The sequence below is a fragment of the Pseudoxanthomonas sp. genome (genome assembly GCF_035999195.1).
Classification (GTDB): domain Bacteria; phylum Pseudomonadota; class Gammaproteobacteria; order Xanthomonadales; family Xanthomonadaceae; genus Pseudoxanthomonas_A.
Genome location: NZ_DASYGY010000001.1, coordinates 70,324 through 82,432 on the forward strand (window position 1 = coordinate 70,324; position 12,109 = coordinate 82,432).

Consider the following 12,109-nt stretch of genomic DNA (forward strand, 5'->3'; position numbering starts at 1 on the left):
AGAATCGCGCCATGGAACCCGCCGCCCGCATCGCCGACCTCCGCCGCCAGCTGGAGGACGCCAACTACCGCTACCACGTGCTCGACGAGCCCAGCATCCCGGACGCCGAGTACGACCGCCTGCTGCGCGAGCTGGACGAACTGGAGGCTGCGCATCCGGATCTGATCACGGCGGACTCGCCCACCCAGCGGGTGGGCAATGCGCCGGCGGGCAAGTTCGCCGAGGTCCGCCATGCGATTCCCATGCTGTCGCTGGGCAACGCCTTCAGCGAGGAGGAAGTGCACGACTTCGTCCGCCGCATCGCCGAGAAACTGAAGCGTCCCACGCTGACGTTCTCCGCCGAGCCCAAACTCGACGGCCTGGCGATCAGCCTGCGCTACGAGGACGGCGTCTTCGTGCAGGGCGCCACCCGCGGGGATGGCACCACCGGGGAGGACGTCACCCTCAACCTGCGCACGGTCAAGGCGATTCCGCTGAAGCTGCGCGGCAAGGACTGGCCGGCCGTGCTGGAAGTGCGCGGCGAGGTCTACATGCCGCGCGCCGATTTCGAGAAATACAACGAACACGCCCGCCTGCATGGCGGCAAGGTGCTGGCCAATCCGCGCAACGGCGCCGCCGGCTCGCTGCGGCAGTTGGACCCACGCATCACCGCGCAGCGGCCGCTGGCGTTCTTCGCCTACGGCACCGGCCTGGTCGAAGGCGGCGAACTGCCCGACACGCATTCGGCCACGTTGAAGCAGTTGCGCGCGTGGGGCTTCCCGGTCAGCAGCCTCAGCGACGTGGTGGAAGGCGCCGAGGGCCTGCTCGACTACTACCGCCGCATCGGCGAGGCACGCGACGGGTTGCCGTTCGACATCGACGGCGTGGTCTACAAGCTGGACGACGGCGAAGGGCAGCGCGAGATGGGTTTCGTCTCGCGCGCGCCGCGCTGGGCGATCGCGCACAAGTTCCCGGCGCAGGAACAGGCGACCACCGTCGAGGCCATCGAGATCCAGATCGGCCGCACCGGCGCCGCCACCCCGGTCGCGCGACTGACGCCGGTGCACGTGGCCGGCGTGATCGTCACCAATGCCACGCTGCACAACGCCGACCAGATCGCGCGGCTCGACGTGCGCGTGGGCGACCACGTGATCGTGCGCCGCGCCGGCGACGTCATCCCGGAAGTGGCCGGCGTGATCCTCGACCGCCGCCCCGACGGCACGCAGCCGTGGCAGATGCCGCCGCACTGCCCGGTGTGCGGCGCCGAGATCGTGCGCGAGGAAGGCCAGGCGGTCTGGCGCTGCTCGGGCGAACTGAGCTGCCCGGCGCAGCGCAAGGAGTCGCTGCGCCACTTCGCCTCGCGTCGTGCCATGGACATCGAAGGCCTGGGCGACCGCTATATCGAGGACCTCTCCGACCTCGGGTATCTCGCCTCCATCGCCGACCTCTACAAGCTGACGCTGGAGGATCTGCTGGCGATGAAGCGGCAGGTGGACGAGAGGGACGGGACTACGCCCGACACCGTCAAGGCCGGCAAAGTGGCGACCAAATGGGCCGAGAACCTGATCGAGGCCATCGACCGCAGCCGGACCACCACGCTGGAGCGCTTCCTGTTCGCACTCGGCATCCAGCATGTGGGCGAAAGCACGGCGAAGGCGCTGGCGCAGTGGTTCGGCGACCTGCAGCGCATCCGCCACCTGCCGTGGCCGCTGTTCAAGCGCGTGCCGGACATCGGCGGCGAAGTGGCGCGCTCGCTCGGCCACTTCTTCGACCAGCCCGGCAACCAGCAGGCCATCGACGACCTGCTGGCGCGCGGTGTCGTCATCGGCGACACGCACGCACCGTCCGGCAAGCTGCGCGCCGGATTGGACCTGGCGACGCTGCTGGTCGACCTGGAGATTCCGAAAGTCACCCGTGTACGTGCCGAACAGCTGGCTTCCGCGTTCCCGTCGGTCGACGCGTTGTTGGATGCGCCTGCGCACAACTTCGTCACCGCCGGCCTGCCCAGCGACTCGGCCCATGCTTTCGCCGCGTGGCTGGAGGACGAAGCCAATGTGCACCTGCTGACGCGCAGCGGTGCCGCACTCGAGGAGTTGCTGGCGAATACGCCGGAGGAGGCCGAGGTGTCTTCAGGCCCGCTCGACGGCAAGACCGTGGTGCTCACCGGCGGCCTGGCCGCGATGAGCCGCGACGAGGCCGGCGAGAAACTCGAAGCCCTCGGTGCGAAGGTCGCCGGCAGCGTGTCGAAGAAGACGCACCTGGTGGTCGCCGGCGAAGCCGCTGGCTCCAAGCTCGCCAAGGCGCAGGAACTCGGCATCGAGATCTGGGACGAAGCGCAGCTGCTGGCGTTCCTGGAGCAGCATGCGTGAGATCGCGGCGGTACCTCTGTAGGAGCGACGTCAGTCGCGACCGGAAGCATTCCTTTCCCGGGCAGGCTGGCTATCGCGCGCGACGGCAGAACGCGGGTTGCCTTTGGGGTGCGGTCGCGACTGACGTCGCTCCTACAGAGGAGCAGGGCCGATGACCTGGCAACCCTCTGCGACGATGGACGCGCTGCGCCTGCGTGCCTCCCTCAACCGCCTCATGCGAGAGTTCTTCCACGCCCGCGACGTGCTGGAGGTCGAGACGCCGATGATGTCCCGCGCCGGCAACACCGACGCGAACATCGCCTCGTTCTCGCTGGACTTTTCCGGCCGTACCGACGGCGCGCCGCGTACGCGCTGGTTGCGGACGTCGCCGGAGTTCCCGCTGAAGCGCCTGCTCGCGGCGGGCGTGGGCGATTGCTACGAACTGGGCCGCGTGTTCCGCGATGGCGAGGCCGGTGGGCGCCACAACCCGGAGTTCACCATGCTGGAGTGGTACCGCGTGGGCTGGACACTGGAGCCGCTGATCGACGAGACCGTGGCGCTGGTGCAGGCGGCGCTGTCGATGATCGGCCGGGAGGCGACGGTGGCGCGCATCCGCTTCCGCGACCTGTACCTGCAGCGCCTGGGGTTCGATCCGATGACGGCCGACCTGGACGCCCTGCGCAACGCGGCGGCCGGCATCGCCATCGATGGCGAGGGCCTGACCCGCGACGACTGGCTGGACCTGTTGATGACGCACCGGCTGCAGCCTGCCTTCGGTCGCGACGGGATCCTCGTCGTGCAGGACTACCCGGCCACGCAGTCCGCGCTGGCCCGTGTGGTGGAGCGCGATGGCGTGCCGGTGGCGGAGCGTTTCGAGTTGTATCTGGGTGCGCTGGAACTGGCCAACGGCTATCACGAGCTGACGGATGCGGTGGAGCAACGCCGGCGATTCGAGCGCGACATGGCGGTGCGGCAGGCGCGTGGCGACATCGCGCCTCCGATGGACGAGGCGCTGTTGGCCGCGCTGGAGCACGGCATGCCGTCATGCGCGGGCGTGGCGCTGGGGGTCGATCGTCTGCTGATGGCCATGCGGGATACCCCGCGCATCGCCGACGTAGTGGCCTTCGACTTCGCGCGCGGCTGAAAGCCAGCCAAACACGGGAAGAGACGCGATGGACTGCAAACGGTTACGTGAGGCCGTGTTCATTTTCGCTGCGTAGATTGCGATCCAACACTCATGAGGACACTGCCATGGAACGCCGACTGATCGCTTCACTGATGGTGGGAACTGCCGCGCTGCTCGGCGCGGCGGCGGCGAAGGCGGCGCCGCAGTACGGTGACCGCCATTACGGCGGTGGCCAGACGATCCGCTGCGAATCGCCCAGCAACCGCTACCGCGAATGCGCGATGGATACGCGTGGCGGGGTACAGCTGACGCGCCAGCTGTCGAGCACGCGCTGCGAGGAGGGCCGCAACTGGGGCCAGGGTCGCAATGGCGTGTGGGTGGATCGTGGCTGCCGTGCCGAGTTCACCAGCGCCCGCGGCGGTTGGGGCAATGGCGGTTGGTCGGGCAACGGCCAGCGCATCCGCTGCGAATCGGAGAACGGTCGTACGCGCACCTGTCCGATCCCTGCGCGCGCCGACGTCCGCCTGGTGCGCCAGCTGTCGAGTTCGCGTTGCGTCGAGGGGCAGACGTGGGGGCAGGACCGTCGCGGCCTGTGGGTGACCCAGGGCTGCCGGGCCGAGTTCGAGGTCTATGGCCGTGGCCATGGCGGCGGTTGGGGTAACGGCGGCCAGTGGGGCAACAACGGCGGCATCTATGGCCGCACGTTCCGCTGCGAGTCGGACAACGGGCGCACGCGGACCTGCGGCATCGACGGCCGCCGGGTGGAGCTGGTACGCCAGCTCTCCAGCAGCGCCTGCATCGAGGGCCGCACGTGGGGCCGCGACAACCGCGGGGTGTGGGTGACCGACGGCTGCCGGGCCGAGTTCCGCAACTGGTAGTGCCTTTGGGGGAACGGCCCGCTCACGGCGGGCCGTTACAATGGTGGCATGAACGACGCCATCGACTACGCCCGCTACGACCGCATCCGTCCCATCCGCTGGACCGGAGCCGCGCTGGAACTGCTGGACCAGCGCAAGCTGCCGTTCGTGGTGGAGTACCTGGCCTGCACCACCAGCGACGAGGTGGCCGCCGCCATCCATGACCTGGCCGTGCGCGGCGCCCCGGCCATCGGCATCGCCGCCGCCTGGGGCGTGGTGCTGGGCTCGCGCGAGGTGATGGCGGCCACGCCGGCGGAGGCGCTGGAGAAGCTCGAACCCGCCCTGCAGCGTCTCAACGACGCGCGGCCGACGGCGGTGAACCTGGCCTGGGCGCTGGCGCGGATGCGCGCCGCACTGCGCACCGCCGGCAGCGACTGGCGCGGCGTGCTTGAACTGGAAGCGCTGGCGATCGCCGAAGAGGATCTGGCCGCCAACCGCCACATGGGTGAGCTGGGCGCGGCGTTGATCGGGCAGGGCAGCGGCGTGCTGACCCACTGCAACACCGGCTCGCTGGCCACCGCCGGCTTCGGTACGGCCCTGGGCGTGATCCGTGCCGGGGTGGCGCAGGGCCGCATCGGCAAGGTGTATGCCGGCGAGACGCGGCCCTGGCAACAGGGCGCGCGCCTGACCGCGTGGGAACTGCAGCAGGACGGCATTCCCGCTACCCTGATCGCCGACTCGGCCGCCTCGCACCTGATGAAGACCGGCGCGGTGCAGTGGGTGGTGGTGGGGGCGGACCGCATCTGCGCCAACGGCGATACCGCCAACAAGATCGGCACGTACCAGCTGGCGATCGCGGCGCGCCATCACGGCGCGAAGTTCATGGTGGTGGCACCGTCGTCCACGGTGGACATGGCCACGCCGAACGGCGATGCGATCCATATCGAAGAGCGCGACCCCGCCGAACTGCTCGGCATCGGCGGCACCCGCATCGTCGCCGAGGGCGTGGCGGCGTGGAACCCGGTGTTCGATGTCACTCCGGCCGCACTGATCGACGCCATCGTCACCGAGACGGGCGTTATCGAACAGCCGGATGGAGGACGCATGCGGGCCGCGTTCGGCGGATGAGCGCCGCCGCCGGCAGGCCAGCGGTGGTCTCGGCCGGCATGGCGTGTCGCCCGTGCGTGCGCGTCCGGAACGCGATGGCGGGGGCCGCGTGACGCGTCGCCGTCGCCCGCACGGTAGTAATGCGGCCTCGAGTCCACAAGTCGATCGCAGCCGCGCATCCCTGGTCCTGTCGGGCGCGCTCCGGAGCGTGCGTGCACTGCTGTCGCGGGATTCAACGCGGATGCTGGACGCCGCCGAACGCGAGGATCTGGCCCAGGCCCAGCTGCGCGCCACCCGTCCCATCGTCAGCGGCGTGCTGTTGTGCGGGGCGGTGCTGCTGGCGGTCATCGCGGTGTTCGATCTGGCCGGAGTGACGCCGACGATCGGGTATCCGGTCTGGCTGCAACTGCTGGCCGCCGTGGTCGTGGCCGCCTGCGCCGTCGGTGTCGCGCGCTCGGCGCACTGGCAGCACCGGCTGGTGCTGGTGTTGGCCGGCACCCTGTTGACCGGCGTCTTCATGAGCATGCCGCTGCCGGGCATCACCGGCCAGCTGGCGCTGCGGACGGGGTTGTTCCAGTTGCTGCCGTTGGCGCTGATGGCGCTCACGGTGCGCCCGATGTCGCTGCTGGCGCTGGCGTTGCTGATCGTGGTGATGGCCCAGTTGCGCATCGTGCTGTACGGCGCGCCGGGCACCGGCAGCGCGTTGTACTGGCTGTACACGCTCACCACCATCGGGTTCGGCCTGGTGCTGGCGGGGTACCGCACCGATTTCGCGGTGTCGGCATGGCGCATGCGGCGCCGGCTGGTGCAGCAGGCGCATACCGATGCGTTGACGGGCCTGCTCAACCGCAGTGGCTGGAGCGAACGTGCGACCGCCGCGCATGCGCAGGCCACGGCGGCCGGCCGCGCCGTGGCGGTGGTGGTGCTGGACATCGACTACTTCAAGCGCATCAACGACTACCACGGCCACGACGGCGGCGATGCGGTGCTGCAGCGGCTGGGGGACCTCATGCGTGCGCGCGTCGGTGCCGACGGCTGCGCGGCGCGGATCGGCGGCGAGGAGTTCGCGGTGCTGCTTGACGGCGACGACGCGCTGGCGGCGCAGGCTTTCGCCGAACGCCTGCGACGGGAGTTCGGCCAAGCGCAGGACGGGGTGGTGGCCACCCTGTCGGCCGGCATCGCCGGGCACTTGCCGGGGGAGTCTCTTGGCGACCAGATGCGGCGGGCGGACCAAGCGCTGTACGAGGCCAAGCGCGAAGGCCGCGATCGCGTTCATGAAGCGGGCATTTTCCGACAGCAATTGTGATTCCAAATGTGACCACCCTGCGCTAGCATCTTTGGAACGTTCGCGCAGGCTGGTCGGTCCCTGTCGCGTCCAGCCGACGCCAGGGGAACATGAACGAAGAACGCACCCGCACGCTGTGGGAAAAATCGCGCCTGCCCCTGCTGGGCCTGGTGATCGTGTTGATCGTGGTGGTGCCGGTGCTGCTGCTGCAGCGCCTCTCGCGCGCCGGCCAGGAAGCCGCCGATGTGGTCATCCACACCCATGAGGTGGAAACGGCGGTGCTCGGCCTGGCGCTGGATGTCCGCGAGATGGAAAGCGCGGCCATGCTGATCGCGCTCGGTGCCGACCATCCACTGGCACGCGAGCGCCTGGCCGACGGCCGGCTGTCGCTGCCGGCCCGCTTCGACGAACTGGCGCGTCTGACCTCCGATAATCCCGTGCAGCTGATCCGCCTGGGTCGCCTGCGCGAACTGATCGAAGCCAGGATCGAGGTGGTGGACCAGCTGCTGGCCGCGCCGGAAGCCTACAAGGGCACGGTGGTGGCCCCGCTGGCCACACGATTCCCGATCCGCGCATTGCTGAACGAGATCCTGGCCGACGAACGCGCCCTGCTGAAGGAGCGCAGCCAGGATGCGAGCGAGCAGCGCCGTCGCATGGAATGGATCCGGATGATCGCCCTGGGGGCGCAGCTGCTGCTGCTCTCGCTGGTGTTGATGGCGCTCGGTCGGCAGGTGGGACGCCGGCTGGCCGCCGAGAAGCAGACCGCACAGGCCAGCCAGCGCGCGCTGGTGGTGCTGGATACGGTGCGCGAACCGATCGTGCTGCTCGATGGCGAACAGCATATCCAGATGCACAATTCCGCCTTCGGCGAGTTGTACGGTATTCCCCGCGGCGGCAAGCCCAGCAGCCTGGACGAGCTGGGCGACGCCTGGAAGGACAAGGTGATGCGCCAGCGCCTGACCGACGTGCTGGCGCGCGGCCGTGAGTTGTGGGATTACGAGTTGCAGCAGGAAACCGCCGACGGCCTGCAGCGCACCGTACTGATCAACGCACGCCGCATGCCGCTGCCGGACACCGACGACCATGCGGTCCTGATGACGGTCAGCGACATCTCGCTGCAGAAGACGGCCCAGCTGGAGATCGCCGCGCTGAACCGCCAGCTGGAAGGCAAGGTGGAACAGGTGTCGGAAGTGAATCGCGAGCTGGAGGCCTTCAGCTATTCGGTCTCGCACGACCTGCGGGCGCCGCTGCGCCACGTGGCGGGCTTCTCCGACAAGCTGGGCCGGCACCTGGGCGAGGGCATCGACGACAAGAGCCGCCATTACCTGGAGGTGATCGGCAATTCGGCCCGCCGCATGTCCCAGCTGATCGACGACCTGCTGGTCTACTCGCGCCTGGGCCGCAGCGCATTGCGGCTGCAGGCGGTGGACATGCAGTCGATGGTCGCCGAGGCGCGCGCCATGCTGGATGCGAACGAGGCCAACGAGGGCCGCTCCGGCCGCGTCGAGTGGCGCATCGCGCCCATGCCCATCGTGCTGGCCGACGAGAACATGATGCGCCAGGTGTGGGGCAACCTGCTGGGCAACGCGCTGAAGTACAGCAGCCAGCGCGAGCGCGCGGTCATCGAAGTCGAACACCGCACGCAGGACGATGGCACCCATCTTTTCACCGTGCGCGACAACGGCGCCGGCTTCGACATGGCGTACGCGGACAAGCTGTTCGGCGTGTTCCAGCGCCTGCACAAGGCCAGCGAGTTCGCCGGCACCGGCATCGGCCTGGCCAGCGTGCGCCGCGTGCTGGGCCGGCACGGCGGCCGCATCTGGGCCGAGGCCGCCCCCGACCAGGGCGCCACCTTCTTCTTCACCCTTCCGGCAGCGCTCGACGCTCCGCCTTCCCGAGAGAAAGACGCATGAGCGACATCCGCACCATCCTGCTGGCAGAAGACAGCCTGGCCGACGCCGAAATGGCGATCGACGCGCTGCGCGAAGCGAACCTCGCCAATCCCATCGTGCATGTCGAGGACGGCGTGGAAGCGATGGATTACCTGCTGCGCCGCGGCGCCCATGCCGGCCGCGAGGAAGGCATGCCGTCGGTGCTGCTGCTCGACATCAAGATGCCGCGCATGGACGGGCTGGAAGTGCTCAAGCAGATCCGCAGCGACGAGAAGCTGAAGGCACTGCCGGTGGTCATCCTGTCGTCCTCGCGCGAGGAGAGCGACCTGGCGCGCAGCTGGGACCTGGGCGTGAACGCCTACGTGGTCAAGCCGGTGGACATCGACCAGTTCTTCCAGGCGGTCAAGACGCTCGGCACCTTCTGGGCCGTCATCAACGAAACGCCAACCCTGGACTGAGTCGTGCCGCATTCCGGATCACCGTTGGGGCGCGTCCGCCTCCTGCTTGTCGAGGATTCCGAGCTCGACGCCGAGCTGCTGGTCGAACAGTTGCTGGAGGCGGGCCTGGACGCCGAATTCCTGCGCGTGGACAGCGCGGACGACATGCGCGCCGCCCTGGCCGGTGATCCGTTCGACCTGGTGCTGTCGGACATGGAACTGCCGGGCTTCTCCGGCTACCAGGCGCTGGAGATCCTGCGCTCGCACGATCCACGGCTGCCGTTCGTGTTCTTCTCCGGCACGATCGGCGAGGACGCGGCGGTCAAGGCGCTGCAGCACGGCGCCAGCGACTACGTGCTGAAGCACTCGCCTGCGCGCCTGCCGGCGGCGGTGGCGCGCGCGATCCGCGAGGCCCGTACCGAGCGCGAGCGCGAGCAGGCCGAGCGCGAACTGATGCGGTCCCAGCGCCTGGACTGCCTGGCCATGCTGGCGGCAGGCCTGAGCCACGACCTGCGCAACATCCTGCAGCCGTTGCTGATCGTGCCCGACCTGCTGTCGACCTACAGCGACGATCCCAAGATCCTGCGCCTGGGCGCGGTGATCTCCGAGAGCGGCAAGCGCGGCCACGAGATGGCCGATTCCATGCTGTCGTTCGTGCGCGGCTCGCGCAAGGCCAGCGAGACGATCAGCGTCGCCGCGTTGTTCAGCGCGGTGCAGCTGCTGCTGCAGGGCAGCCTGTCGCGGCAGATCCAGCTAACGGTGGAGCCGCCGGCGGAGGACCTGCTGATCGAAGGCAACTACACCGAATTCCAGCAGTGCCTGATCAATCTGTGCCTCAACGGCATCCAGGCGATGGCCGAGCGCGGCGGGCGGCTGACCCTGTCGGCCAGGCCCACGGTTGCGCCGGACGGGCAGCATTACGTGGTGCTGCGCGTGGCCGACGAAGGCACCGGCATGGACGATGCCACCCGGCAGCAGCTGTTCACCCCGTTCTTCACCACCAAGGCCAGCGGAACCGGCTTGGGCCTGATGTCCTGCAAGCGCATCGTCGAAGCGGCGCGCGGACGCATCGAGGTGAGCAGCGTGCTGGGCGAGGGCACGTCCTTCGAGCTGCATCTGCCGGCGCCCGCGGAAGAGTGGACAGGCGCGGAGGACGCGGCGTTCCTCGACGGTGGCGGACGCCGGATCCTGGTGGTGGATGGCGACGCCACCCGCCTGTCGCTGCTGGGCAATGCCCTGGCGGCGCAGGGCTACGATCCGATGATGGCGCCGGACGGTGCCAACGCCCTGCAGCAGATCGCCCGCGACGGATTGCCGGCGGTGGCGATCATCGACGACGACATCCTGCTGCTGTCCGCGGCGGACGTGCTGGCGGTGCTGAACGAAGAGGGCTTCGATGGGCCGGTGATCCGGCTCAAGGAACCGGGCGTGCAGGCCGATGATCGCGATTGCGCGGCGACGCTGGTGAAGCCGGTGCAGGTGCAGTCGCTGTTCGCGGCGATCGAACACGCCCTGGGCTTGCGCGCCTGACGCTCGTCCGGGCGCCGGCGCGCGCCGGCCGATCGCCGATCAGGCGTGGCCGACGGTGGAGGTCGGCTTCAGCCGCTGCCACACTGCGCGCATGATGGGCTGCGCGCGGTACCAGCCGATCGGCGTGTCCGGGCAGTGCCGCTGCAGCCGGTCGCGCAGCGACGGCGCGATCTCGTCGAACTCCTTGCGGTGGTGCAGCAGGTAGGCGTCGTAGCCGATCTTCAGGCACTGCTCCAGGTCGCCCACGGTGGCACCGACGACCTGGAACGTGTCTTCGTTCAGGCGCGTCTTCCAGTAGGCGAGTTCGGCGTCGATGTCGACGATCTGCGCGGTGGTGGTGTGCAGGCTGGCCATGGTGAATCCCCTGTGTCGATGTGGTGGTGACGGGGATGATTTTTTGGTCGCTGCAGTGATGCTTAAGTGAAATAAAAGCGGTTTTAACCGGCGTTTAACCGTATCGGCGTCATTCGGTTCACCTTTGCAGGCGGAGCGTGAAAGCGGCCGGTCAGCGGTGCTGCATCGCCTGCTCCAGCAACCTGCGCTCGTCCATTACGGCGGGTGCCGCAAACAGCGGGGGATCGTCTTCCAGCGGTGCGTTCAGCCGCTCCCAGACGCAGGCGATGACGTTCGACGCGAGGGACCACTCCAGACGCACGCCGTGCGGCAGCGCCGCGTCGTAGCGTGACGGCAGCGCGGGCCGCAGTTCCTGCAGCGAGCGCCGACGGGACAGCAGATAGGCGTCGTAGGCGAACTTCAACGTAGGGACGAAGTGGCGGAACGGCGTGCCGGGGCGATGGAAGGGCTGGCGGGCATAGGTCTCCGCCCAGAAACGGAGTTCCGACTGGATGTCGACGACAGCGCACGGCATGGCGTCGTCCTTCCAGGCAGGGGCGAACGGGTCGGGCGAGCACGGCATGGGATGCCTCCATGGCACAAGGCCTGCTGGGGGTGGAGCCGCGGAACGACATGCGATCCGCCAACCTGATGACGGCCCACGCAGCGAAGCGTCCATCGCTGCTGCGGTTACGCGGTCCCCGACCTTGCCGGCGCTTGTTGTTGTATCGCCCCTGCCACCAAGGACACGGTGGCCCGTCCGCCGGGCGGACAGCCGTTCGTCGTGACGTGGCGCCGACGCGGCGGCGTCAATGCCTGCGTGTGACCGAGTCCCCGTGCTCGTCGAGCCAGCGCCAGGCTTCACGCAGCAGCGTACGGGCGACAGGCCATGCCGGCCCGGCATCGCCGCGCACGCGATCCCAGTCGTCTTCCAGTACCAGCTCGGTGTCCAGATCGAGATGTCCCTCGTGCCGGGCATGCGACGCGGCCGCGAACGCGTAGGCGCGGCATGCTTCTTCCCAGGCCACGTCGGGGTGCAGTCGCCGGCGGCGGCCGTAGTCGTGGGCGGTGAAGGCGACGAAGGCATCGTCGGCCATGGCGGCGCGGCTGGGGGGCGCCTGCCGGAGTGTGTCGAACTGGTCGCGGTAGCGTTGTCGGTCCATCGGGCATCTCCTGACGATCGTTGCCTAGGTATCGCGCTGCGCGTTAGCCAGG

Annotated in this window: 11 protein-coding genes; 8 read left to right on the forward strand and 3 right to left on the reverse strand. The window is 69.0% G+C overall.

Annotated features, from left to right (window positions below; all coding sequences use genetic code 11):
* Positions 1-11 precede the first annotated feature (11 nt).
* The 8 genes from ligA (at position 12) to VGN58_RS00340 (ending at position 10,561) form a co-directional block, all read left to right on the forward strand.
* Positions 12-2,348 carry an NAD-dependent DNA ligase LigA gene (gene ligA / locus VGN58_RS00305; protein WP_327480495.1) on the forward strand — a complete coding sequence of 779 codons (2,337 nt, stop codon included), beginning with the start codon at positions 12-14 and terminating at the stop codon, positions 2,346-2,348.
* Positions 2,349-2,499: 151 nt separating this feature from the next.
* The gene (epmA, locus tag VGN58_RS00310) at positions 2,500-3,471 is read left to right on the forward strand and encodes an EF-P lysine aminoacylase EpmA (RefSeq protein WP_327480497.1); all 972 of its coding nucleotides are present in this window, start codon (positions 2,500-2,502) and stop codon (positions 3,469-3,471) included.
* Between the two features lie 107 nt (positions 3,472-3,578).
* Positions 3,579-4,331 carry a DUF3011 domain-containing protein gene (locus tag VGN58_RS00315; RefSeq protein ID WP_327480499.1) on the forward strand — a complete coding sequence of 251 codons (753 nt, stop codon included), beginning with the start codon at positions 3,579-3,581 and terminating at the stop codon, positions 4,329-4,331.
* A 48-nt stretch (positions 4,332-4,379) separates the two neighbouring features.
* A complete protein-coding gene (mtnA, locus tag VGN58_RS00320; protein ID WP_327480501.1) occupies positions 4,380-5,438 on the forward strand; it encodes an S-methyl-5-thioribose-1-phosphate isomerase in 1,059 nt (352 codons plus the stop codon).
* Between the two features lie 220 nt (positions 5,439-5,658).
* On the forward strand, positions 5,659-6,723 hold the full coding sequence (locus VGN58_RS00325) for a GGDEF domain-containing protein (protein WP_327480503.1): 1,065 nt from the start codon (positions 5,659-5,661) through the stop codon (positions 6,721-6,723).
* Between the two features lie 89 nt (positions 6,724-6,812).
* Positions 6,813-8,615 carry a sensor histidine kinase gene (locus VGN58_RS00330; RefSeq protein WP_327480505.1) on the forward strand — a complete coding sequence of 601 codons (1,803 nt, stop codon included), beginning with the start codon at positions 6,813-6,815 and terminating at the stop codon, positions 8,613-8,615.
* Positions 8,612-9,052, forward strand: coding sequence for a response regulator (locus tag VGN58_RS00335; protein WP_327480507.1), 441 nt, complete (start codon positions 8,612-8,614; stop codon positions 9,050-9,052). Before VGN58_RS00330 ends, VGN58_RS00335 begins: the two co-directional genes overlap by 4 nt.
* 3 nt (positions 9,053-9,055) lie before the next feature.
* Entirely contained in the window at positions 9,056-10,561 is a 1,506-nt protein-coding gene (locus VGN58_RS00340) for a hybrid sensor histidine kinase/response regulator (protein ID WP_327480509.1), read from the forward strand.
* Positions 10,562-10,600: 39 nt separating this feature from the next.
* Here the strand turns inward: VGN58_RS00340 and VGN58_RS00345 are convergent, their stop codons facing one another.
* From VGN58_RS00345 to VGN58_RS00355, 3 genes are all read right to left on the reverse strand, one after another.
* Entirely contained in the window at positions 10,601-10,915 is a 315-nt protein-coding gene (locus tag VGN58_RS00345; protein ID WP_327480511.1) for a hypothetical protein, read from the reverse strand.
* 151 nt (positions 10,916-11,066) lie between these two features.
* Positions 11,067-11,477, reverse strand: coding sequence for a hypothetical protein (locus VGN58_RS00350; RefSeq protein ID WP_327480513.1), 411 nt, complete (start codon positions 11,475-11,477; stop codon positions 11,067-11,069).
* A gap of 226 nt (positions 11,478-11,703) precedes the next feature.
* A complete protein-coding gene (locus VGN58_RS00355) occupies positions 11,704-12,057 on the reverse strand; it encodes a hypothetical protein (RefSeq protein WP_327480516.1) in 354 nt (117 codons plus the stop codon).
* Positions 12,058-12,109 lie beyond the last annotated feature (52 nt).